The organism is Cupriavidus laharis, assembly GCF_914271435.1.
Taxonomy (GTDB): Bacteria; Pseudomonadota; Gammaproteobacteria; order Burkholderiales; family Burkholderiaceae; genus Cupriavidus; species Cupriavidus laharis.
This window is the reverse complement of the sequence record NZ_CAJZAI010000032.1, coordinates 1-22744: the sequence shown is the minus strand read 5'-3', so window position 1 is coordinate 22744 and position 22744 is coordinate 1. Positions and strand designations below refer to the sequence as shown.

General features: G+C 66.7%; 19 protein-coding genes and 2 pseudogenes. 4 read left to right on the top strand and 17 right to left on the bottom strand.

Features of this window, described 5'->3' with window-relative positions; all coding sequences use genetic code 11:
- Window positions 1-121: 121 nt before the first annotated feature.
- Window positions 122-295, bottom strand: coding sequence for a hypothetical protein (locus LDO29_RS27760; RefSeq protein WP_224000238.1), 174 nt, complete (start codon window positions 293-295; stop codon window positions 122-124).
- Between LDO29_RS27760 and LDO29_RS27755 the strand changes: the two are divergent.
- Window positions 289-811: pseudogene (locus LDO29_RS27755) on the top strand (transposase); the annotation flags it as partial. The gene LDO29_RS27760 and the pseudogene LDO29_RS27755 overlap by 7 nt on opposite strands.
- Before the next feature lie 209 nt (window positions 812-1020).
- Here the strand turns inward: LDO29_RS27755 and LDO29_RS27750 are convergent.
- From LDO29_RS27750 to LDO29_RS27685, 14 genes and pseudogenes are all read right to left on the bottom strand, one after another.
- Window positions 1021-1944: pseudogene (locus LDO29_RS27750) on the bottom strand (IS110 family transposase); the annotation flags it as partial.
- Between the two features lie 119 nt (window positions 1945-2063).
- On the bottom strand, window positions 2064-2843 hold the full coding sequence (locus LDO29_RS27745; RefSeq protein WP_224000240.1) for an SDR family NAD(P)-dependent oxidoreductase: 780 nt from the start codon (window positions 2841-2843) through the stop codon (window positions 2064-2066).
- A 1-nt stretch (window position 2844) separates the two neighbouring features.
- Entirely contained in the window at window positions 2845-4032 is a 1188-nt protein-coding gene (locus LDO29_RS27740) for an iron-containing alcohol dehydrogenase family protein (RefSeq protein ID WP_224000242.1), read from the bottom strand.
- Between the two features lie 12 nt (window positions 4033-4044).
- On the bottom strand, window positions 4045-5253 hold the full coding sequence (locus LDO29_RS27735) for a glycoside hydrolase family 88 protein (protein WP_224000244.1): 1209 nt from the start codon (window positions 5251-5253) through the stop codon (window positions 4045-4047).
- A complete protein-coding gene (locus LDO29_RS27730; RefSeq protein ID WP_224000247.1) occupies window positions 5250-6851 on the bottom strand; it encodes an aldehyde dehydrogenase (NADP(+)) in 1602 nt (533 codons plus the stop codon). The genes LDO29_RS27735 and LDO29_RS27730 overlap by 4 nt, the downstream gene beginning before the upstream one ends.
- Before the next feature lie 12 nt (window positions 6852-6863).
- Window positions 6864-8063 (bottom strand): fumarylacetoacetate hydrolase family protein, encoded by a 1200-nt coding sequence (locus LDO29_RS27725; RefSeq protein ID WP_224000249.1) that lies wholly within the window; start codon window positions 8061-8063, stop codon window positions 6864-6866.
- Window positions 8064-8079: 16 nt separating this feature from the next.
- Window positions 8080-8520 carry a MaoC family dehydratase gene (locus LDO29_RS27720; protein ID WP_224000251.1) on the bottom strand — a complete coding sequence of 147 codons (441 nt, stop codon included), beginning with the start codon at window positions 8518-8520 and terminating at the stop codon, window positions 8080-8082.
- Window positions 8517-9827, bottom strand: coding sequence for a CaiB/BaiF CoA transferase family protein (locus LDO29_RS27715; protein WP_224000253.1), 1311 nt, complete (start codon window positions 9825-9827; stop codon window positions 8517-8519). Before LDO29_RS27715 ends, LDO29_RS27720 begins: the two co-directional genes overlap by 4 nt.
- A gap of 26 nt (window positions 9828-9853) precedes the next feature.
- Window positions 9854-11005, bottom strand: a complete 1152-nt coding sequence (locus LDO29_RS27710; protein WP_224000255.1) for an acyl-CoA dehydrogenase family protein — start codon at window positions 11003-11005, stop codon at window positions 9854-9856.
- A 7-nt stretch (window positions 11006-11012) separates the two neighbouring features.
- A complete protein-coding gene (locus LDO29_RS27705; RefSeq protein WP_224000257.1) occupies window positions 11013-11759 on the bottom strand; it encodes an enoyl-CoA hydratase/isomerase family protein in 747 nt (248 codons plus the stop codon).
- Window positions 11759-12184, bottom strand: coding sequence for a MaoC family dehydratase (locus LDO29_RS27700; protein WP_224000258.1), 426 nt, complete (start codon window positions 12182-12184; stop codon window positions 11759-11761). Before LDO29_RS27700 ends, LDO29_RS27705 begins: the two co-directional genes overlap by 1 nt.
- Before the next feature lie 13 nt (window positions 12185-12197).
- On the bottom strand, window positions 12198-13469 hold the full coding sequence (locus tag LDO29_RS27695) for a TRAP transporter large permease (RefSeq protein ID WP_224000261.1): 1272 nt from the start codon (window positions 13467-13469) through the stop codon (window positions 12198-12200).
- A gap of 11 nt (window positions 13470-13480) precedes the next feature.
- On the bottom strand, window positions 13481-14017 hold the full coding sequence (locus LDO29_RS27690) for a TRAP transporter small permease (RefSeq protein WP_224000263.1): 537 nt from the start codon (window positions 14015-14017) through the stop codon (window positions 13481-13483).
- Between the two features lie 14 nt (window positions 14018-14031).
- Window positions 14032-15060: a TRAP transporter substrate-binding protein gene (locus LDO29_RS27685; protein WP_224000265.1), complete on the bottom strand. Its 1029-nt coding sequence runs from the start codon at window positions 15058-15060 to the stop codon at window positions 14032-14034.
- Window positions 15061-15468: 408 nt separating this feature from the next.
- Here LDO29_RS27685 and LDO29_RS27680 point away from each other — a divergent pair, with 408 nt between their 5' ends.
- The gene (locus tag LDO29_RS27680; protein ID WP_224000267.1) at window positions 15469-15645 is read left to right on the top strand and encodes a hypothetical protein; all 177 of its coding nucleotides are present in this window, start codon (window positions 15469-15471) and stop codon (window positions 15643-15645) included.
- A gap of 69 nt (window positions 15646-15714) precedes the next feature.
- Window positions 15715-16608, top strand: a complete 894-nt coding sequence (locus LDO29_RS27675; protein WP_224000269.1) for a helix-turn-helix domain-containing protein — start codon at window positions 15715-15717, stop codon at window positions 16606-16608.
- Between the two features lie 291 nt (window positions 16609-16899).
- On the opposite strand, the gene LDO29_RS27670 is transcribed toward LDO29_RS27675, so the two are convergent.
- The gene (locus LDO29_RS27670) at window positions 16900-17892 is read right to left on the bottom strand and encodes a DNA-binding protein (RefSeq protein WP_224000270.1); all 993 of its coding nucleotides are present in this window, start codon (window positions 17890-17892) and stop codon (window positions 16900-16902) included.
- 366 nt (window positions 17893-18258) lie between these two features.
- On the opposite strand from LDO29_RS27670, the gene LDO29_RS27665 reads away from it, so the two are divergent.
- Complete coding sequence (locus LDO29_RS27665) at window positions 18259-19620, top strand: site-specific integrase (protein ID WP_224082937.1); 1362 nt, start codon at window positions 18259-18261, stop codon at window positions 19618-19620.
- Between the two features lie 32 nt (window positions 19621-19652).
- Here LDO29_RS27665 and LDO29_RS27660 read toward each other — a convergent pair whose 3' ends face one another.
- Window positions 19653-22580 (bottom strand): Tn3 family transposase, encoded by a 2928-nt coding sequence (locus LDO29_RS27660; RefSeq protein WP_224000272.1) that lies wholly within the window; start codon window positions 22578-22580, stop codon window positions 19653-19655.
- Window positions 22581-22744 lie beyond the last annotated feature (164 nt).

Genomic DNA, 22744 nt, shown 5'->3' with positions numbered 1-22744 from the left:
GGGGTAGTCGTCCTTTTTGTGCAAAATCTTACGGTTTCCTCCGGATTTTCCTTGTGAATCAATGGGTTGAAAATCCGCCGATTTCGCAAGTGCCGTCCTTTTTGTGCAAAACCTTACGCATTCAAGCTGTCGGACCAGTCACGCCGAGCTGTGTCCGATAGTCCGCCAGCAACTGCTGCCGGGCGTCGAGCCGTCCGGTAACCTTGGCCAGCTCGCCGGCCAGGCGCTCGCGCGCGGCACGCTCGGCGGCTAGCTCGTCTGCTTGCTGCTGGACCGCGGAGCGTATGGCATCCACCCGAGTCGGCGCTTGTACTGTGCGTCGATGAGAAGCGCCAGATTCAAGCGCTGGAGCGCACGCAGCCCGTAATTGCCGATGGGGTTCGGATATGTCGAAGGCGTCACGCATGACTATGTTCGTCACGGCACGACCACGCTGTTTGCTGCCCTAAAGTTGGAGTTGCACCTGATCGTCGACAACTACATCACCCACAAGCACGGCAAGGTGAAGACTTGGCTGGCGCGGCACCCGCGATTCCACCTGCACTTCACGCCGACCTACAGCTCCTGGCTCAACCAGGTCGAGCGGTGGTTCGCGCTGATCACTGAACGCGCGATCCGTCGCAACTCCTTCACCAGCGTGCGTCAATTGCGTCAGCAGATCGACTTGTTCGTGCAGCGCTACAACGCCGACGCCACGCCGTTCCGCTGGGCCGCCATAGCCGATTCGATCCTGCAAAAGATCGAGCGACTAGCGAAACGTATTTCATGTAATGACCCTGTCAAGTGCTCGGTGCCTGTTTATGCTGTTTGAACTTGCAGTGTGTTTGGGCCAGGGCCAGCGGTTCTTCGACGGTTGATCATTCTGATATGCGCGGGTTGGGTACCGCATGACAAACGATTCGTCGAGGAGCTGCCTCCGTCTAGTGTCGAGGGTTATGCTGTTTCCAGTTGCCTCTTAGTGTGCGCGAGGGTTCTCCACCGCTGCCGGCCCTGGCCCAAACACACTGCGCTGTGTCTCGATCAATGCGGTCTGGCCTCTACCTGCTGGCCGATTGCCCAAATGAATCCCGTCAATTCGCGCGCAATCGCGGTGCAAACTTGCACTGATAGCTTCCCATGCATTGTCAGGTGACGGAAGCGCTGACATAAGCGCTTCTGTGCACTCCATGCGATCTCCTGTATCTGGGCAGTGGTGCGCTCGGCGCGCCGTTGCAACGTTGCCGTCTTGCGGGCCGGGTGTCGATAGATCCAGGCCGCCTCGATCAACACCCGCCGCACATGACTGTTGCCAGCCTTGGTGATCCCGCTGCGTCGTTCGCGCTTGCCGCTGGAATGCTCACTCGGCACCAGGCCCAGATACGCCATCAACTGCGGCGCATCAGTGAAGCGCTGCAGATCGCCAAGCTCGGCGACCACGGTCACCGCGGCGATCAGGCTAATCCCGCGTAGCGCCATCAACGCTTCGATTACCGGCCAGACCGGGCAGCCCTGCACCGCGCGTTCGATCTCCTGCTCCAGGCTGGCCACACGTTGGCTGCAAGCCCGGACGGTGTCGATGTATTCCTGCAGCACGATCTGCTGCACGGGGTAGGCAAACTTGACCCCCTCGAGCCAGCGCCAGTGCGCTTGGGTCCAGCGGGATTTACCGCTATAGCGGTGGCCATGCCGTGACAGAAACGACAACAATCTTTGCTTGGCCTGCCGCTGCAGATGCTTCATGTCCTCGCGCGCACGGGTGAGGTCGCGTAAGGCCTCCTGGGCTTCGCCGGGGACCCAGACCGCGGTCAGTTCGCCGGCCCGGTGCAGCCGGGCCAGACTCAGGCTGTCGCGGCGGTCGGACTTGACGCGTTCGCCAGGCTTGCGTGGAATCAGCGAAGGGGCGACCACCTGACAGTCCTGCTTCAGATCACGCAGTTGCCGATACAGCACGTAGCCATCCGGGCCCACGTACTTGCTAAACTTGTCCATGACCTGCCCCCTCAATTGTGGCTCTGGGCCGTTGGTTTAACCCACCTCAAGCCTAAGCCACGTCGCTTGAGGTGCGGCAGGTCAATACATTTTGTCTAGCGCGCCAGCGATCCGCCATCAACCGACAGCACCGCGCCGGTCAGATAGCGGTTGCGCGGCAATACCATGTAGAGCGCCGCCTCGGCAATGTCCTCGGGCGTGCCGAGATAGGGCGTAAGGCGGCGTTCCAGGAATGCATCCTTCATCGCCGCCGGGTTCGCGTGCGTCTCGATCAGCTCGGCGACCATCGGCGTCTCCACGGTGCCCGGGCAGATGCAATTCACCCGCACGCCGTGCGGCGAATGGTCGACGGCCATCGCCTTGGTCAGCCCCACGATCGCCGCCTTCGCGGCACAGTAGGCGGCTCGGTCCTTCAGGCCCTTCAGGCCGGCCTCCGACGCAATGTGAACCACGCAGCCGCCGCCGCGTTCGAGCAGGCGCGGCACGGCGTGGTGGCTAGTGAGGAAGGCCGAGCTGACGTTCACGCGCCAGACTTCCTCCCATTCCGCGGCCGTCGTGTTGACCACTGTGCCGGGCACCGAGCGGCCGGCGTTGTTGACGAGGATGGAGAGATCGCCGAAGCGCGCCAGGACATCGGCGATGAGGTCGCGCACTGCGGCGTCGTGGGTCACATCGGCGGCAAAGAAGGCGGCACATCCGCCGGCCGCGGCTATGCCGGCGACGACCGCATTGCCGCGCCGCGCGTCGCGCCCCACCACCGCCACCCGCGCGCCTTCTGCGGCGAAGCGGCGAGCGATCGCCTCGCCGATGCCCGAGGTCGCGCCGGTCACCAGCGCCACCTCGTGCTGCAACGGTCCAGCAGCCAACGATGCCATCTCAGAGCGCCTCCTGCAGCAGCGCCACCAGCGCCTCGCGCGTGGGGCGGCGTGGATTGAGCCGGTTCAGCCGTTCGATGCCGAGTGAGCGCTCCACGATGTCCTCGATGTGCTCGGCCCGCACGCCGATGGAGGACAGCCGCGAGGGCAGGCCCAGCGTGTCGAGCAGCGAGAAGACGCGCGCAATGCCGGCCTCGATGCGCGCCTCGCGCGACGCCTGGGCCGGCGCGCCCAGCAGCTCGCCGATGCGGGCCAGCTTGTCCGGCGCGGCCGGGGCGTTGTAGCGCATGCCCCAGGGCAAGAGCAGCCCCACCAGCTCGCCATGCGGACGCGGCGCTACATCGGCGATCGGGTAGGCCACCGCATGCACCCACGACACGCCGGAGTTGGAGAAGGCCAGCGCCGAGAGGATGTTGCCCAGCAGCATGCCGCTGCGCGCCTCGAGGTTGGCGCCCTGGTGCACGGCCACCGGCAGGTGCTCCGCGATGAGCGCGATCGCGCGCTCGGCCAGCAGGTCGCTCATCGGGTTGGCGCCCTGGTAGATCGGGTCGCCCTCGGCCTCGACCCAGCGATGGTCCTTGCCGTAGTAGCCTTCGATCGCCTGCGTGAGTGCGTCCATTCCGGTGGCGGCGGTGATCGGCGGCGGCAGCTTGAGGGTCAACTCCGGATCGAGCAGCGCGACCGCGGGGCGCAGCCGGTTGTCGGAGAGCCCGACCTTCATGTGCAACTGGTCGTCGGTGACGATCGCCACCGGCGACACCTCCGAGCCGGTGCCCGCGGTGGTCGGGATCGCGATGATCGGCATGACGGGCCCGGGCAGCTTGTTCTCGCCGTAGTAGTCGGCCACCTGCCCGCCGTGGGTGAGCCAGGTCGCGACGATCTTCGCCAGGTCGATGCACGAGCCGCCGCCGAGCGCAATGAGGAGGTCGGGTCGGGTATCCGCCAGCGCATCGCGGCAACGGCGCACCGACGCCATGTCCGGCTCGGGCAACGCCTGCGCAAACACCTGCGGCGCGATGCCGCGGGTCTTCAGCACGTCGACCACGCGCCCGAGCAGGCCGGCGGCCTCCAGGCCCGGATCGGTGACAAGCGCCACCCGCGTGCCGCCCAGCCGCTGCACCAGCACGGGCAGCCGGGCGATGGCGCCGGCTCCGAAGACGATCTGCCCCGCGCTGTTGAATTTCCACACGCTCGGCATCGCTCAGAACCTCGGCGCGGGGAGCACGGGCTGCAGCGCGCCGGGCATGGCGGCGCGGCACAGCGCTTCCATGAAGAACCAGTCGCCGAACATCGTGGCCGAGACGACGCCTTCGCTGTGCGGCTTGGAGTAGCACGCGTTCCTGAGCAGGCCCCGGTGCTCCGCCTCGTACGCGAACTCGTCGCGCGCCAGCGCCTCCAGCATCGCGAGCCCGCGCTGCGACCACGCCCCACCCGCCTGCGGCTGCGGGTGGATGCGGCCCAGCTCGATGAGCGCACCGGACACCACCGCGGCGGCCGCGGTGTCCTTGATCCGAGCATCGTCGCCCGTCGCGTCGAAGTCCCAAGGCGGCACCTGCCGGCCGTCCAGCCGCTGCACGTAGTAGTCGGCGAGGCGCTCGGCCAGCCGCAGGTACTCGACCTTGCCGCTCTCGCGCGCCGATTCGACGAACCCGTAGATCGCCCAGCCCTGGCCGCGCGACCAGGCCGATTCATCGCCTGCGCCCTGGAAGGTGTAGCCGCGCCGGCGTTCCCCGCTCTCGGGGTTGTACTCGACCGCGTGGTAGGTCGAGCCGTCGACGCGGATGAACGCACGCGCGGTCATCTGTGCGTGCGCCTCGGCGGCCAGGCGGTAGCTGCCGTCGCCGCTGGTGCGCGCGGCCCAGTAGAGCAGCGGCAGGTTGGCCATGGTGTCGATGGCCGAGCTGCAGCGCCCGCGCGGGTCGCTGAGGGGACCCCAGGAGGCGAGGTAGCTGCCGCTGCACGTGTTCACCAGGCGCGCGCGCAGCTTGTCGGCCGCTCGCAGCGCAATGTCGGCGTACCAGCGGTCGCCCGTGACGTGGAAGCCCGGCACCGCGCTGCTCTCGAAGATGAAGCCGATGTCGTGGGTGTTGGGGTCGTCGGCGCGCTGCGCCACCAGGCGCATGCGCTCGCGCGCCCAGGTGAGGAAGCGCGGGTCCTCGGTGCGCCGCCAGGCGGCGAGCAGCAGGCCGACCCAGAAGCCGCACAGCCAGTTGCCGTGGCTCCATGCCTCACCGGTGTAGCCGGCCGAGACCGAGGCCGGCACGGTACTCCAGCGGCCGTCGGGGCGGGTGACGTGGGGGAACTCGACTCCCAGCGTCGGTTCATCCTCGGCGACCTTCTGCGCGGCGCGAAGCAGGACGCCGTCGAACAGATGCCGTTGCGACGCCGAGAGGGAAAGGGTGGAGCTCATGACAATTCCTTGAAGGGATGACATTCAGAGTCGGGTTGTCCATCGACAAGGCGAGGCAGCTGCAGGGGGTTGTCCTCGCGCAGCGCCTGCGGCAGCAGGTCGGCCGGCAAGGCCTGGTAGCAGACCGGACGCAGGAAGCGCTCGATCGCGCGCGCGCCCACCGAGGTGCTGCGCGCGTCGGAGGTGGCGGGGAACGGTCCGCCATGCACCATGGCATAGGCGACTTCGACGCCGGTGGGAAAGCCATTGGCGAGCACGCGGCCGGCCTTGCGTTCGAGCACCGGCAGCAGTCGCCGCGCCAGGGCGTGGTCGCCGCCCTCCAGCTGCAGGGTCGCGGTGAGCTGGCCATCGAGCCGGCGCGCGAGCTCGAGCATCTCCTCGGCGTCGCGGCAGCCCACGACCAGGCTGGCCGGGCCGAACACCTCCTCGGCGAGCGTGGGCTCGACGATGAAGCGCGCGGCGTCGGTGGCGAAGAGCGCCGCTTGCGCGCGACCGCCCAGGCTCGCCGCGCCGCCGCGCGCGATCGCGCGCACGCCGGGCAGGTGCGCGAGCCGATGGAGGCCGCGCTCGTAGGCGGACTGGATGCCGGCAGTGAGCATCACAGCGGCGTCCTTCGTCGCGAGCGCGCGCGCCGCCTGGGCGCGGAAGGCCTCCAGCGCAGGCCCTTCGATACCGACGGCGACGCCCGGGTTGGTGCAGAACTGCCCCGCGCCGAGCGTCAGCGAGTCAACGTAGTCACGCGCGATCGTCTCGCCGCGCCGCTGCAGCGCCTCGGGCAGCAGGAACACGGGGTTGACCGCGCTCATCTCGGCGAACACCGGGATCGGTAGCGGCCGCGATGCCGCGATCGCGCACAGCGACAGGCCGCCTGCGCGCGAGCCCGTGAAGCCCACTGCCTGGATCGCCGGGTGACGCACCAGCGCCTCGCCGATCGCGTTGTCGACGCCCACCAGCAGCGAGAAGACACCCGCTGGCAGTCCGCAGTCGCGCACCGCAGCTTGCACCGCGCGGCCGACCAGCTCGCTGGTGCCCAGGTGGCCGTTATGCGCTTTCACGACGACGGGGCAGCCGGCGGCGAGGGCTGAGGCCGTGTCGCCACCGGCGACCGAGAAGGCGAGCGGGAAGTTGCTCGCGCCGAACACCGCGACCGGGCCGAGCGCGATGTTGCGCATCCGCAGGTCCGGGCGCGGCGGCGTGCGCGCGGGCAGCGCCCGGTCCAGCGTCACGCCGGCCCAGCGACCGTCGCGCACCACCTGCGCAAAGAGCCGCAGCTGGCCAACCGTGCGGGCGCCCTCGCCCTCCAGGCGCGCGCGCGGCAAGCCGCTCTCGGCCATGGCGCGCTCGATGAGCGGCGCGCCCAGGGCCGCGATGCGCGCGGCGATCGCCTCGAGAAAGCGCGCCCGCGCCTCGGGCGTCGTCTCGCGATAGGTGTCGAAGGCGGCCTCGGCGAGCGCGCAGGCGCGCGCCACCTCGGCCAGACCGGCGCCGCTGTAACGCGGGCCGAGCGGCTCGCCAGTGCCCGCCTGCAGCGGGTCGACGAGGCCCTGCGTGCCCGTCACGGCCTCGTCGCCGATAAGCATCTGTCCGGTCAATGTCATGGAAAGCGGTCCTCAGAGCCGGCCGTCGGCCAGCAGGCCGCGCGCCGCGAGATTGGTGATGAACGCGCGCAGGCCGAAGCTCCAGGGCGCGATGCGGTCGGAGGTGTCCACGCGGTTGCGCAGCGTGCCGAGGTGGTGGCTGCGGATCGTGACCACGTCGCCAACGTGATGGGTGAAGCCGCGCCCCGGCGCGTCGCGGTCGTCCACCGGCGCGAACAGCGTGCCGAGGAACAGCATGAAGCCGTCGGGGTACTGGTGCGTGCCGCCGAGCGTATGGCGCACCAGTTCCTCGGGGTCGCGGCTGATCTCGCGCATCGTGCTGGCACCATTGAGCACGAAACCGTCGGGGCCTTCCACGCGCAGGCCGATGTCCTCGCTCCGCAGGTCCTCGAGCGAGAAGCTCGCGTCGAACAGCCGCATGAAGGGCCCGATCGCGCACGAGGCGTTGTTGTCCTTGGCCTTGCCGAGCAGCAGCGCGCTGCGGCCCTCGAAGTCGCGCAGGTTGACGTCGTTGCCGAGCGTGGCGCCGAGGATGCGGCCGCGGCTGTCGACGCCCAGCACCACCTCGGGCTCCGGGTTGTTCCAGGCCGAGGCCGGATGGAGGCCGATGTCGACACCCGTGCCGACGGCCGCGAGCACCGGCGCCTTGGTGAAGACCTCGGCGTCCGGTCCGATTCCGACCTCGAGGTACTGCGACCACATGCCTTGCTCGATGAGCACGGCCTTGAGCCGCATCGCCGCTTCCGATCCCGGTCGCAGCACGCGCAAATCACCGCCGATTGCGCCGAGCACGCGTTCGCGGATGCCGGCGGCGAGCGAAGGATCGCCCGCGGCGCGCTCCTCGATGACGCGCTCCAGCAGGCTGGCGGCGAAGGTCACGCCGGCCGCCTTAATCACCTGCAGGTCGCAGGGCGCGAGCAGGTAGGGCTCGCGCTCGTCGCGCGCCGTGCGGGCGGTGCTGGCCAGAACGGTCTCGAGGCTGGCGATGCGGCGCCCGGGCGTGTCGCGCACGAACCCGGCCGGGTCGGCGCGCTCGAGCAAGCCCGACATCGTGGCGATGCGGTCGCTGAGGTCGTACACGCCGTCGGTGCGGAAGGCGACCACCGCGGGACCTGGCGTGGCGCCGGGCACCCAGGCGCGGCCGACCAGCGTGCCGGCGTGGCCGTCATCGGGCAGGAAGTCGCGCGGCGTGAGCGTGAGGGGGGCAGTCATGGCAAGCGTCTCCCGGTCATTCGAAGCGCAGTTCCTTAAGCGCCGACAGGCCGGCCAGCACCTGTTCGCCGCGCTGGTTGCGCACCATCGTGTCGAGCACGAGGATCCGCTTGGCGGGCTTCTTGTCGACGATCGTCACCTGCACGTCGACCCGGTCGCCGATGAACACCGGCCCGAGGAAGCGCAGTTCCTGGCCCACGTAGACGAAGCCCGGTCCCGTCAGCTGCGTGTGTGCTGTCGACACCAGCGCGCCGGTGAACAGACCGTGCACGACGCGCTGGCCGAAGGGCGTGCGCCCCGCGAAGCGGGAATCCATGTGCAGCGGATTCAGATCGCCCGACAGGCGCGCGAAGGCATCGACGTCGGCAGCGCTGAAGCGGCGCGCGAGCGCGTGCTGTCGGCCGATGGGCAGGTCCTCGAAGCGCAGCAGGTCGTTGGTCGCGGCGGCAAGCGTCATCGCACCACCTCCACGGCTTCGTCGCGCTGCGGCTGCGTATCGATGCCCTGAGGGCCGCGCTCGCGCGATGAGGCCGCCGCCGCGCCTGCAGCGTTCGCGCTCGTCGCGGCGGGCGCTGGCTCTTCGGCGCCCGCCAGGGCCGCGCCTCGTGCCAGCAGGGCCTCGACCTCGTCATCGGTATAGCCGAGCTCGGCCAGAACCTCGCGCGTGTGCTCACCCAGGCGCGGCGGCAGCCGGCGCACCGGCGGCACCTGGCCGTCGTAGCGGACCGGATGGGCCATCAGCCGCACCGGACCGGCCTCGGGATGGTCGATGGTCTGCACGATCTCGTTGTGCGCGACCTGCGGGTCGGCTTCGACCTGCTCGTAGTCGTTGACCGGCGCGTACCAGACGTCGTGCCGGTCGAACGCTTCCATCGCTTGCGCGGTGGTGTGGCATCGCAGCGCGCGGGTCACCGCCTGGTGCACCTCCTCGCGCCGCTCCACCGTGTCCTTCGGACCGTCGAAGGCGGCGAGCGCCTCGTCGTCCAGGGCGGCGGCGAGCTTGGCCGGCGTCGTGAGCGAGATCGCGATCCAGCCGTCGGCTGTGCGGTACACGCCGTAGGGCGCCGGGTGGAAGCGGCTGCCCATGGCCGGGCTGCTGCGCTTCCACAGCGGGCCCTTGTTGAGGTAGTAGCTGAAAGGCTCGATCTGCAGGTCGAGCGCCGCGTTGAGCAGGTTGCTTTCGACCAGCGTGCCGCGGCCCGTGCGCTCGCGCGCCTGCAGCGCGGCCACCACGCCGAAGGCGGCGAGCACCGCGGCGTGCTGATCGACGATGGCCGAGCCCACCGGCGTGGGCGCCGATTCGCCGTCGCCCGAGAGCATCGCCATGCCGCTCATGGCCTGCAGCAGCAGGTCCTGGCCGGGCCGCTTGAGGTTCGGACCGCTCGAGCCGTAGCCGGTGCACGAGCAGTAGACCAGGCGCGGGTTGATGGCCTTCAGCTGCTCGTAGCCGAAGCCGAGCTTGGCCATCACGCCCGGCCGGTAGTTCTCGACCAGCACGTCGGCCTCGCGCACGAGGCGGTAGACGATTCGCTTGGCCTCCTCGTTGCGCAGGTCGAGCTGGATCGCGCGCTGGTTGCGGTTGCCGAGGAGGAAGAAGATCGACACGCCTTCGGCGAAGGCGTCGAAGCCGGCCCAGCCGCGCTCGAAGGCGCCTTGCGGGGGCTCGATCTTGATCACGTCGGCGCCCACGTCGGCGAGCATCTGCACTGCCGAGGGGCCCTGGAGGAAATGGGTGAAGCTGAGGACCTTGATGCCTTCGAGCATGATGGACTCCGGGGATGCGCGCGCCGTCATGCCGACGACAGCAGCTCGCGCGCGATGATCATTCGCTGGATCTCGGAGGTGCCCTCCACGATCTCCAGCACCTTGGCGTCGCCAAATGCGCGCGAAACGGGGTACTCGCTCATGATCCCGTAACCGCCGTGGATCTGCAGCGCCTGGTGCGCCGCCTCCATCGCGCGCTCGCTGGCGAAGAGCTTGGCCATTGAGGCCTGTTGGTCGAAGCGCTCGCCGGCGTCCTTGCGTGCGGCGGCGTCGTACAGCATCAGCCGCGCCGCGTGGGCGTGCGTGGCCATGTCGGCAACCTTGAACTGCAGGGCCTGGAAGTCGGCGATCGGCTTGCCGAAGGCGCGCCGCTCCTTCATGTAGGCGATCGAGCGCTCGAGCGAGCCCTGCAGGATGCCGAGCGCGAGCGCGCCGATCAGGATGCGGCCGGTGCTGATCTGCGCCAGTGTCTGGCGCAGGCCGGCACCGCGCTCGCCGAGCAGGTGGTCGCCGGGGATGCGGCAGTTCTCGAAGAAGAGCTCGTGCGTGCTCGAGGCGCGCCAGCCGATCTTCTTGAGCTTGCGGCCGGTACCGAAGCCGGGCGTGCCGCTGGGCACGATGAAGTTGGAGATCTCCTTGCGGCCATCGGGCTTGGTACCGGTGACCGCGGCGATCACCACCGGGCCGGTGACGTCGGTGCCCGAGTTGCTGATGAAGGTCTTGGCGCCGTTGATGACCCACTCGCCGCCGTCCTGCAACGCGCGGGTGGCGATGTTGGCCGCGTCGGAGCCGGCGTTGGGCTCAGTGAGCCCGATGGCGCCGATGCGGCGACCCTCCAGAATCGGCCGCAGGTAAGTGCGCTTCTGAGACTCGGTGCCGTAGGCGTTGAGCAGGCTCGCGACCGACGAGTTCGCCATCAGCGCATTGGCCACGGCGCAATCGACGCGCGCGAGCTCCTCCAGCACGATGACGAACGAGAGCCACTGGCCGCCGCCGCCGCCGTAGGTTTCGGGGTAAGGCACGCCGGCGAAGCCGAGCTCGCCGGCGGCCTGCCAGATGCCGTAGGGGAAGGCCTGCTCCTCCCACAGCCGTTCGGAAATCGGCGCGATCTGCGCCTCGGCGAAGCGGCGCACCGCGTCGCGAATGAGGGTGTGTTCCTCGGTCAGCCCATGAGGCATGGCGGTCTCACTTGTTCAGGAAGTTCTGGAGGCCGGCGCGCGCGTGCGGCGTGCCGAAGTTCAGGGCATAGGTGGCGGCCTCGAGGTCGAGCCCTGCCTGCAGCGGCATCTCGGCCGCGCGGTTGAGCGCGCGCTTGGCCATCTCGAGGGCGAACGGGTGGCGACGCGCGAGGGTGGCGGCGAAGTCGAGGGTGGCCTCGCGCAACGCCTCGGGCGCCACGATGCGCGTGACGAAGCCGTAGCCGCGGCACGCGTCGGCACTGTGGTGGCGCCCGCTCAGCACCAGCTCCTTGGCGCGCGCGAGGCCGAGCTTGAGCACGGCGAGCTGGGTGCCGCCCCAGCCGGGCATCGTGTCGAGCGAGATCTCGGGAAAGCCGAAGCGCGCCTCCGTGGAGGAGATCACGAAGTCGCAAGCGAGTGCGAGCTCGAAGCCACCGCCGAGCGCGTAGCCGTTGACCATCGCGATCGTGGGCTTTTCGAACTCGTGCAGCCGCTTCATGAGCCGCTGACCAGCCTGCATGTCGCGATAGGCGCCGACCGGGTCGAGCGCCGCCAGTGCTGCGACGTCGTTGCCCGCCACGAACGCCCGGTTGCCCGCGCCGGTGATGACCACCACCCGCGTCGCCTCGTCGGCCAGCGCCTCGTCCAGCGCCGCCTCGACGAGCGCGATCAGCCCAGGGGCGAAGGCGTTCATCTTGTCGGCGCGGTCGATGGTGAGGATGCGGACCGCACCGGCCTGCTCGGTCTTCAGCATCACAGCACCTTCAGGTAGGTGCGTCCGCTCGCCACCACGCCGCCCTTCTGGTTGGTGACGGTGGCGTTGAAGACGCAGGTGTTGCGGTCCTCGTCCTTCTCGGCGAGCTCCAGCCGCGCGGTCACGGTGTCGCCCAAGTAGACCGGCGCGTTGAACGTGATGTCGTAGCGGTAGGAGACGGCGCCCGGGTTGGGCGCCTTGGCCGCCATGTAGCCCATCACCGTGGCGAGGAAGCCCACCGAGAGCGCGCCCTGCGCGATGCGGCGCTCGAAGCGCGTGGTCTTGGCGTATTCCTCGTTGACGTGCACGCCGTAGAAGTCGCCGACGATGCCGGCGAAGGCGTAGACGTCGTAGTCGGTGACGGTCTTCGCGAACTCGGCGTGATCGCCGACCGCGTAGCAATCCATGTGGGGTCGCTTGGCCATGATGTCCTGGTCCTCAGCTCATGCCGAGCAGGTTGGGAAGGAAGCGCGGGATCGCCGGGAAGGCGATGATCAGCGCCAGGTCTACGATCAGCGCACCGATGAAGGGCAGGATCGCCTTGGTCGCCTTCTCCACCGACACCCCGCCGATCGAGGCCGCGGTGAACAGGCAAAAGCCGATCGGCGGCAGGTTGATGCCGATGGCCGAGTTGATCAGCACGATTACCCCGAAGACGATCGGGTCGATGCCCATCTGCGTGACCAGCGGCATGAACACCGGGATCACCACCACGATGCTCGAGATCGTCTCCAGCACGGTGTGCGTGGCGATCAGGAACAGGTTGATGAGGATCAGCAGCAGCACCGCGCTGGTGGTCAGCAGGAGGAAGCTGTTGGCCACTTGCGAGGGGACCTGCGCCTCGATCAGGTAGCGCCCGAGCACGAACGCCAGGCCCAGGAGGAACGTCACGCGGGTGGTGTTGACGGCCGTCTTCTTGAGGATTTCGCCGAAGTGCGCAAGCGTGAGGCTCTTGAAGACGAAGCGGCTGACGACGGTGACGTAGATCGCCGCCACGACGCCGGCCTCGACTGGCGTGAACACGCCGCCCAGGATGCCGCCGAGAATGATCACCGGCGTGAGCAGCGCCCAGAACGCCTCCTTGAACGACGACCACAGCTTGCGCGCCGAGAACGGCTCCACCGCGGTGTAGTTGTTGCGTACGGCCGTCATGTAGTTGACGACCATGAACGACACCACCACAAGTGCCATCGGCAGGATGCCCGCGACGAACATGGTGCCCACCGACACGTTGGCCGTGTAGGCGTAGACCAGCATGCTCATCGACACCGGGGAGAGCAGGCCCAGCGAGCCGGCCGCGGACTGCAGCGCGACCGCGAACGGGCGCGCATAGCCCTTCTTCACCATGCCGGGGATCATCACCGAGCCAATCGCCGCGGTGTCGGCCGTGGCCGAACCCGACAGGTCGGCGAAGAACATGCTCGCGACGATGGTGACGTGGCCGATCCCCCCGCGGATGAAGCCCACCAGCGCCTGCGAGAACTCGATCAGGCGCTTGGACACGCCGCCCGAATCCATGATCGCCCCCGTCAGCATGAAGAAGGGGATCGCCAGCAGGCTGAAGTTGTTGAGGTTGGAAAAGAGTTGCTGCGGAATGACCAGCAGCGGCGTACCGTTGGCGGCCAGCGCGAGCGCGGCGGCGATACCGATGCACACGGCCACCGGCACGCCAAGCCCGAGCAGGCCGGCACCCAAGCCCAATGCCCACATGATGAAACTCCTCAGATGTGCTCGGGCAAGCCGTGCACGATGGGCGCGGCGTTGATGGTCGCGCCGGGCGCCGCGTGCGCAACCAGGATGCGCACCAGCGAATGGAAGATGAGCAGCGCACCGCCCACCGGGATGGCGAGGTAGGGATAGGTCATGGAGATCGGCAGCGAGGCCGCCGTCTCCGTGCCCATCATCGAGATCATTTCGCCGCCATAGAGGACGAGGATGACCCCGAGCGCCACTACCACGGCGTCGGTCAGGTCGGCGATCGCCTTCTGGGTGAACGAGGGCATGCGGTCGGCCAGCGCCCGCACCTGGGGGTGCGCGCGCAGCTTGACGCCAGCCGCGGCGCCCAGGCAGGTGAGCCAGACGAACAGGTAGGCGTCGAACTCTTCCGACCACGACAGCGAGGCGTGCAGTGCGAAGCGGCACACCACGCCGGCGGCGGCGACGGCAACCATCACGGCCAGCAGCGCGCCACAGAGGGCGAGCGTGGCCTTCAGGACCCAGTCGTCGAGCCGGACGATGCCTTGGATGAGCTTTTTCATGGCGGCCTCCCGGCTTACTTCGCGGCCACGGCCGCGCCCTGCTTGGCGGCCACGATGTCCTTGTAGAGGACGGTACCGTCGGGGATCTTCGCGGCCAGTTCCTTGCGCGCGGCTTCGGTCGCGGCGGCCCAGGGCTTGGTGTCGATCTGCTCAACCTGGATGCCCTTGGCCTTCATCTGCGCGAGCGCCTCGTCGTACTGCTTGTGGTAGGTCCTGATGTCGAACTGCGCCGCTTCGTTGGCCGACTCCTGCATGGCCTTCTGCTGCTCGGGCGAGAGCTTGTTCCACGAGGTCTTGCCGATCGCGAGCACGACCGGCAGGTAGTTCACCCGGGTCATGTAGTAGTGCTTGGCGACGTCGGCGAACTTGTCCTGGATGAACTGCTCGGGCGAGGTGTCGGCGCCGTCGACCAGGCCCTGCGAGAGCGCCAGGAAGAGCTGGTTGTAGGCCAGCGGCGTCGGGTTGGCGCCCAGGGCCCTGTAGCCGGCGATGTAGCCGGGGCTCTGCATGACGCGAACCTTCATGTCCTTCACGTCGTCGAGCGACTTGATGGTCTTCTTGGCGGTGAAGAGGTTGCGCTCGCCCACCGAGATCCAGGCCAGGCCGACCATGTTGGCCGGCTTCATCATGTCGAGGAACTTCTTGCCCACCGGCCCCTGCAACACGCGGTTGGCGTCGTCGACGCTGTCGAACAGGTACGGGATGTCGAAGACCTCCCACTGCTTGATGGTGTTCACCACCGCCGCCTGGCCGGACAGCATCATGTCCTGCGTGCCGGTGCGCAGCGCCTGCGTCATCTGCACCTCGCCACCGAGCTGCGACTGCGGGAACACCTGCACCTCGACCGCGCCGTGGGTCTTCTGCTTGACCAGGCGCGCGAACTCCAGCGCGGTGAGCTGGTAATGGTTGTCCGGGGCCAGCGTGTGGCCCAGCTTCATCACGAACTTGTCGCCGGCGAGCGCCGAGCCGGCCAGACCGGCCGTCAACAGGGCACAGGCAAGGGCGGTGCGCACAGGGCGCTTGAGGGAGGTACGGTTCGTCACGATGTCTCCAGTCCAGTGGGGAGGTCCGATGGATGCGCCTTGGACAGGTGTCTCGGCGCATGGGAAGGAGTGTTCGCGACGGGTGGGTCTTGGCGTTAGGACGGTCCGAAGGATTTCTTGGACTTTTCGACGGGACTTGGGTTTTCCCCTATTTGTTAGCGCACTAACAGCGTCCAGCATGAAGACATCGCGTCAGCGCGTCGAGGATTTCTATTGGCGTCCCGGCTTCCTGCTGCGCCGAGCGCACTTCGAGGAGGAGTGCCGCGTGCCGGGGCTCACGGCCCCCCAGTACGCCGCGCTCACCGTGCTCGCCAGCGCACAGGGCATCGACCAGTCGGCGATGTCGCGCGCGAGCCGGCCGTCGGCGGGCGACGCCTGCGGCTGTCGTTGCCCCCCGAGGGCGAGCGCGTGCTGGCCGAGGCCGAGGGACCGGTGCAGCGCGCCATGCAGCGCCAGCTCGCGCCCCTCTCCGAGCGCGAGCAGTCGGAGCTGCTGGCGCTGCTACGCAAGCTCTGCGCCGGTCTGGACGGGCAGGCGCGCACGCCGCTCGTGCCGGCCGGCCTCGGCGCGTCCGCCCAGACCTGAGCCAGCGGATTGATTGGAGCCGCTGTGCGGGCGCGCCGGCTCCGTTCAGATGTATCGAGGACTATTGACATGCACGGCGTCACCTGTTGCCAGCTCCCGGTCTTCCGGATCGCGAACTTCGAATACGGCTCGGAGATCAAGTCAACCGACTTCCACATGGCGCCGCTGCAGAAGCTGATGTCGACGCTGCCCTACCCGCACCGGCACGATTTCTTCCACATCGTCTGGGTCGAGCGCGGCAGCGGCCACCACATCATCGACTCGGTGAAGTACGACGTGCGACCCCACACGATGTTCTTCATGTCGCCCGGACAGATCCACGACTTCGAGCTGTCCGACGACACGACGGGCTACACCATCAACTTCAGCGCCGAGTTCTTCGCGCTGCAGCTGCAGAACAAGAACGTGCTCACCGAGATTCCGGTGTTCGACCTCGAGAACCAGGTGCAGGCCCTTTACCCGGACGACGAACAGGCCACGCGCATCCGTGCCACGCTCGAAGCGATCGATCAGGAGTACCGTGAAGAGCACTACGGTGCGCAGGACATGATCCGGTCCTACCTCTACATCCTTCTCGTCCTGGCCTCGCGACTGGCCGCGCCGGGCGGTAACGCGGACGCCTCGCGCCGCAGCCTCATGCTCGCCCGGCGCTTCAAGGCGCTGCTCGAGCAGCAGTTCGCCACGGTGCAGGAGGTGGCCGACTACGCGTCCCAGCTGCGCGTGACCGAACGCGCCCTGAACGACGCCACGCGCCGGGCTCTCGGCAGCACCGCCGCCCAACTCATCCGGGAGCGCGTCATGCTCGAAGCCAAGCGGCTATTGGCCCACGATGAGCTGAGCGTCACGGCCGTCGCCGAAGGCCTCGGCTTCGAGGACCCAGCATACTTCAGCCGAATCTTCAGGAAGCACACCGGGCGTGCGCCGCTGGAATTCCGGCAGAGTCTCGCGCGATTAGGGGCTTGAGCCGGAGTCAGCGGCACGTTTCCCGTTGGGCAACGGCTACAAGGCTTCGGACGTTCGGAAGATCGCGGTCGCCTGGCTCGAACGAGTGGATCAGGCCGCAGTGTCAGCGGCGCCACGGCGGTGAAACGTCCAGGCGCCGCTCGTTGGGCGGGATGAAGGACTCCTGGAAATAAGGGTCTGACCAAGATAAGGCCGATTTCCTATCATAAAAAGGCGACTTATATATATCCGCATCTATAGATCTGATTGTTATAATGGGTAGTCGTCCTTTTCGTGCAAAACCTTACGCATTCAAGCTGCCGGACCAGCCACGCCGAGCTGTGTCCGATAGTCCGCCAGCAACTGCTGCTGGGCGTCGAGCCGTCCGGTGACCTTGGCCAGCTCGCCGGCCAGGCGCTCGCGCGCGGCACGCTCGGCGGCTAGCTCATCCGCTTGCTGCTGGACCGCGGAGCGTAGGGCATCGCGTTCGGCTTCCGCGCGGACTTGATCGACACGGGCTTGGTTCAGCCCAGCATGTGCCTGTTCTGCCTGCGCCTCCAGAACGCGGCAGCGTTTGGCCGAGGCGGCAATCTCCGCGACCAGCCGTGCGCCGTCCTTGTTCAGTTGCGTGATCTCCCCCTGCTTGACGATCAGCGCCTGATTGGCTTGCCGGGTTTCTGCCTGCAGTTGTTGGACCTGCTGCTCGTGCCGGCGTGCCTCCTGATCGCGCTGCTCTTTGCTGGCGTTGCGGAAGTGCTCCAGTGCTTGGTGTGCGTGCTGCAACTTCTCCTCCAGCGAGCGCCGGAAGCCTTCGTGTTCGGCCAGCCTTTCGGTGAGATCCTGGACCTGCTGCACCAGCCGTTCGGCCTCCAGGGCCCGCTGCTGCAGCGCCGTTTGCGTGTCACTGTGCGCGGCCCGCACTTCGGCAACGGTGGCATGCGCCTGCGCCAGTTCGGCGCGAAGTGCGACGAGGTCACCGGACAGCTTGTCGGCTTCTGCTCGGACCTGCTGCCGCTGTGCGGTGGCGGCCGCGACCTGCTGGTCGACCACTGCCTGCGCTTCTTCGTGCAGCCGTGCCGCCAGCCTGCCGACCAGATCCAGGATGGCGTCGGAGGTCGATCCGGCCCGCTGGAGCGCCCCGCCTTCCTCTTCTTCCAGTTCCTTGAGATAGCGGTGAATCGTCGTTTTCGAGCCGGTATTGCCCAGCGCGATACGTATCGCGTCGATCGACGGATGCTGCCCCTGGGCCACCAACGAATCGCGGGCGCGTTTGACATCCAGACGGCTTAGACCAGCACGGGCCATGATGCTCTCTACAATTTGATACCATATTACGTACTATGTATATACGTACCGAATGTAGCCGTCAAGCAAGGTGGATTCGCTCAATTATTGACACGCGATAATGGCGGATTATCACGTATGAGGCCCTGGCGCGAGGCTCTCTAACCGACCCACTAGTACGAAATGGCCTCACCGCCTCTGTGCAACGCAGGAAGCTGGATTCACGCGCACCCACCACACTCCCTGACGAAGGCAACCGCAGGGCGCTCTGAACTTCACCGTGATCGAGTCCAGGATGGCGTCGCTACCCGCAAGTCACCGCTTGCACATGACGAAGAGCGGACGTGGGGCGATTCGAGGTGGCGAAATGCACAAGCGGATCCCGAGATGGTCATGGAGACCAGACAAGCGCGACAATACGCATCCCCATCATCGCTATTTGCTCCCTTGGCCATGCACGACGTCGACCGATACCTGGAAGCCGCCACCCGCGACAACACGCGGCGAAGCTACCAGGCGGCCATTCGTCATTTCGAGGTCGAATGGGGTGGTTTTCTGCCGGCGAGCGCCGACAGCATCGCGCGTTACCTGGCCGAGCACGCGCAGACGCTATCCATCAACACGCTGCGGCAGCGCCTGGCTGCCATCGCACAATGGCACGTCTCGCAAGGCTTCCCAGATCCGACCCGGGCGCCACACGTGCGGAAGGTGCTCAAGGGCATCCAGGCATTGCACCCCGCACAAGAGCGGCGCGCCAAGCCGCTGCAGCTCGCTCAGTTCGAGCAACTGGTGGTGTGGCTCGACGCCCAAATTGCAGCGGCCTCGATGACGGGCAATGACCACCACCTCCAGGTCCTGGCGCGCAACAAGGCCCTGGTGCTGATTGGCTTCTGGCGCGGCTTCCGGTCGGACGAATTGAGCCGGCTGCAGATCGAGCACATCACCGTCGAGCCCGGCCGGGGCATGACGATCTTCCTGCCGCACACCAAGACGGACCGCAACCATGCCGGCACAACGCACAAGGCGCCTGCCTTGTCGCGCCTCTGCCCGGTGGCAGCCTATGTGGCTTGGCTGGCCGCGTCAGGCTTGGCAGCGGGCCCTGTATTTCGGCGGATCGATCGCTGGGGACGGATCGCCGAAGAGGGGCTGCAAGCCAGCAGCGTCGTGCCCTTGCTGCGCAAGCTGTTCCAGGATGCGGGGCTGCCGCAGGCGGACCGCTACAGCAGCCACTCGCTGCGGCGCGGCTTTGCCACCTGGGCAAACGCGAACCAGTGGGACCTCAAGATGCTGATGGAATACGTCGGCTGGAAGGATGTCCGCTCGGCCATGCGCTACATCGACGCGCCAGACCCATTCGCGCAGCACCGTATCGAAGCAGCGCTGGCACCGCCACCAGCCACCCTACCGTCGGCGCCGCCGCCGCCCGAGCGACGTCCCACGGTTGCGCCTAAGCCCGGGCCTGAAACGCGGTTGACGGTTGACCTATACATCGAGCGCAACAGCAAATTCGTGCGCGGCAAGTCGAAGGCGCGCCGCTGGATCGAGCAGTTCTGCCTGTCCCAGTACCAGATGCGCGTCTTCGAGCAGCGCCGCCCCCGCTATGAAATCGTCATGCCGTTCGCCGCAGGGCCGGAGCTGGAGAAAGCCATCGAGGTACTGCTCGCGGAGATGCACGAAAACGCGGACCTCTGCAATTGCTTTATCGAGGTGACGCTGCACGATCCGCTGACCGATACTTACTGGAGTTGATCAGTCTGGCTCCGGAGGGTCCGTTCCTCTTGCTACACCGCACGCCGCTGCGGTGACACCTCAAGCAGGCTGTCTTGATACAGGTGGATCGGAAAGTTCATGATGCCCCGGAAATTCACATGCGCGAAATGTGCGGGCCCCATGCGGCGCAGCCAGTCATCTTCAATCCGTTGCCCCTTGCGCCGCCAAGCATTGGCCGTCGTTTGCATGCGCTGGGTGTTCCAGGCAATCACCAGATTCGTCAGCAGCGTCAGCGATCCGGAAATCGCGATTATTTCGTCCTGACGGCGCCCGCGATCATGGTGTACCTTGCTCGAGTAAATGGCACGCTGAAGCTGGTGCACCGACTCCCCCCGGTTGAGCAGCGTGCGCAGCTCCCGACGAAACTCGGTGTTGCTGAAAAAATCGCACAAGAAGAGTGTGCGCAGCATCTTGCCCAGATGATCGGCTGCCCGATGGATAGGGTCGCCTTGGGCGGCGCTGCCGAATCGCTGCAGCGCGACGATTGCACTCACCCGGCCCGAGTGGATGGAGGCGATTAGGCGCAGCAAGCCATCCCAGCCGTCGCGGATTGCCTTGAGCGAGATCTCATGCGAGACGGCGGCCAACAGTCCATCCGTTACCTGCAGGCCGCGCGGCAAATACAGCTTGCGCTCCGACAGATTGCGCAGCCATGGGCATAGATCAAAGCCGAGCAATTTGGACACCGCCATCCCAACGCTCGTGTATCCGTGGGTATCGACCGCGAGCCGGAGCAGCCCGCCGTCGCTACGGGTCTCATTGTGGCGCATGACTCCTTCAATGGCCACGCCAGCCTGGCGTTCGTTGAGCACCATGGGTTGGTTATAGACGATGCCGTGCTGGTCCAGCACGTGCGTATAGATTCCGACGGCATGAGTGCGACGTCGAGGATCGGCGCGGGCATAGAATAAGTGTCGCGAGGTGTCCAGGCTCATCGAATCGCTGGACGCCTGTTGACCGGTCCCCCATAACTCGGTGATCGGGTGCGTGCGCTGGAATTCCACTACCCGTTCGTTCGCGCGGCGCAGCCGCCCGGGCATCTCAAGCGCGCGCATCGCGGTGGAGACATGCGCCGGATCGAGCCGCGGAATCATGGCGGCGACACCCTTGGCATCGAGCTCGGTGCCATGTGCGAGCAGCGCGGCGTAGAGCGCGATCAATTCGTGCGCGTCCCCGGCCTTGCGCGCCAGCAGCACTTCGCTGAAATTGGTATGGGCATCCATCTCGAGAATCATGTCGGAAAACTGCGCGTTGCCGATGTCCTTGAAGAGCAGATCACGGGTGCGCGTGGGGATGCCATCGCTTTCCGCCGCTTCGAGTGGCGACAGATGCAGCACGCCGTTCGTGTCGATCGTGACGTGGCCTGCCACGCGCGCCTCGTCCAGTGCCGCGAGGCCTGCCTTCAGGTGATCCATCAGGGGATTGAGGTAGGTGTCCGCCTGGTTCGGCAAGCCAAGCGTGGACAGATACCGGTCGCGCTCAGAATCCCACTGAGCCGGCGGGATCAGCAGCTGATCGCGTTCCCGAAACGACAGGCTATGGCTGATCCACACGGTGCCGCGGCGCAGCCCCTTACGCAGCCCCGTGATCGCGCAGGCTTCCATCGCGCGCAACGCGCGCTTACGGTCTTCGCCGTCCACCAGGTCACGCCAGCTCGCGCCCACCGCCACATTGCAATCGGGCGGCAATTCCGTCGCGCCTTGGTCGTGCAGACTACCGATGAACTCAAGCTGCCGCAGGGCCGGATCGGTGCCGTTGCTGGCAAATTCCAACTCCCGCAAGGGAGTCAGGAGGTTGCGGATACGGTGGTGGTCTTCCGTGAGCGTTTCGCGCACGCTGGCGGCGTGGCTTGCCGGTGGCTTGGCTGATAGGCCTTCAAGCAGCTTGCCGATGTCGGCCAGCCGTTCTTCGGCCGAGCGGCGGGTATCGTCAACCAGGGCCTTGATCTCGACCATTTGCTGCCGGTATTCGATCGCCGAGCGCGCTTGCTTCGTCGTGGTCTTGTTGTAGGCCTGCCGAACCAGGTCGGAGACGCGCCGTCCGGTTTGGTAGAGCATCGCGTCCGTCAGCTCCAGCAAGGTCACACGCAGGAAAAACACCAGCTCAATCGTACGCGTGGAGGTCTTCAGTTCGCGGACTTTGGCGGGACGGCGAGCCTGGATACGCTGGCCACAGGCGCGCTGTTTCTCGATCGGAATAGCATCAAACGCCCAAGTATGCGCGCCGAGGCCCTTTAAGAAGCGGATCTTGGCCAGCGTCTCGTTCATGGTTGAAGGGCTATGCCGTGCTGGCGGGGTCTTGAGCCATTCCAGCACGGTCGTTCCCGCTGTCGCATGTTGGGCGAACACGGCAGCTTCGGCTCCTGCTCTCTGCGCCAGGGGGACGACCGCCTCAATCGCCACCAGCAAATCTCGCTCGATGCCCGCCCAAATTGAACGAGCCAGGCTCAGCAGCGCTCGTGTGGAAGGAATCAGAATCCGTCGCTCATACAACCAGTAGTGGGCGTGCTGGATCAACTCATCAAGAGACAGCGATTCGGCGGCATCTTGCCGCATCCAAGCTCCGAGGCCTCTCCAATGCTCGTCATCGATTCGTGTTAAGCCGAGGTATTGGCAGGCCCAGACCTGGTGTTCATACAGCGTCGGATATCGCTGATAGAGGGTGCGCAGCGAGGCGATCGTCGGAGTTGGTAACCCCAGCTTTTCGCCCACGTAGCGCAAAAGCTGACGGGGGAGTGTGTTCAGTTGGTCAAGGGTACAGCCACTTGCCCGCAGAAATGCCAGCTGGATGGCGGCTCCGGCACGGCCGGCATGCCGAAATTTCTGGTTGATTGCGGCAACATCGCTGTCAGTCAGCGCGAAATAGTGCTCTACATCGAATTCCGACAATCGAGAAGGCAAGCTGTCTTTTCCCACATAGCGAAATTCGAAGCCCGGCATCTTCCGCCCCCATCCAGGTGACACGATCTGAAATCGCGGGCGGACATGGTACTCCCGAAGTCACTTGAGGGCAGCAGGCAGCTGTCTGCTTTGCCCGGAGCGCCTTATAAAGAAAGGCTTTGCGGGGAAACCGTAATATTTTGCACAAAAAGGACGACTACCCC

Coding starts and splice junctions, on each gene's coding strand:
- LDO29_RS27730 (WP_224000247.1), bottom strand. CDS start 6,851: ATGACATTGACCGGACAGATGCTTATCGGCGACGAGGCCGTGACGGGC.
- LDO29_RS27710 (WP_224000255.1), bottom strand. CDS start 11,005: ATGCCTCATGGGCTGACCGAGGAACACACCCTCATTCGCGACGCGGTG.
- LDO29_RS27715 (WP_224000253.1), bottom strand. CDS start 9,827: ATGCTCGAAGGCATCAAGGTCCTCAGCTTCACCCATTTCCTCCAGGGC.
- LDO29_RS27725 (WP_224000249.1), bottom strand. CDS start 8,063: ATGACTGCCCCCCTCACGCTCACGCCGCGCGACTTCCTGCCCGATGAC.
- LDO29_RS27745 (WP_224000240.1), bottom strand. CDS start 2,843: ATGGCATCGTTGGCTGCTGGACCGTTGCAGCACGAGGTGGCGCTGGTG.
- LDO29_RS27670 (WP_224000270.1), bottom strand. CDS start 17,892: ATGGCCCGTGCTGGTCTAAGCCGTCTGGATGTCAAACGCGCCCGCGAT.
- LDO29_RS27690 (WP_224000263.1), bottom strand. CDS start 14,017: ATGAAAAAGCTCATCCAAGGCATCGTCCGGCTCGACGACTGGGTCCTG.
- LDO29_RS27720 (WP_224000251.1), bottom strand. CDS start 8,520: ATGACGCTTGCCGCCGCGACCAACGACCTGCTGCGCTTCGAGGACCTG.
- LDO29_RS27735 (WP_224000244.1), bottom strand. CDS start 5,253: ATGAGCTCCACCCTTTCCCTCTCGGCGTCGCAACGGCATCTGTTCGAC.
- LDO29_RS27705 (WP_224000257.1), bottom strand. CDS start 11,759: ATGCTGAAGACCGAGCAGGCCGGTGCGGTCCGCATCCTCACCATCGAC.
- LDO29_RS27675 (WP_224000269.1), top strand. CDS start 15,715: ATGCACGGCGTCACCTGTTGCCAGCTCCCGGTCTTCCGGATCGCGAAC.
- LDO29_RS27665 (WP_224082937.1), top strand. CDS start 18,259: ATGGTCATGGAGACCAGACAAGCGCGACAATACGCATCCCCATCATCG.
- LDO29_RS27660 (WP_224000272.1), bottom strand. CDS start 22,580: ATGCCGGGCTTCGAATTTCGCTATGTGGGAAAAGACAGCTTGCCTTCT.
- LDO29_RS27700 (WP_224000258.1), bottom strand. CDS start 12,184: ATGGCCAAGCGACCCCACATGGATTGCTACGCGGTCGGCGATCACGCC.
- LDO29_RS27695 (WP_224000261.1), bottom strand. CDS start 13,469: ATGTGGGCATTGGGCTTGGGTGCCGGCCTGCTCGGGCTTGGCGTGCCG.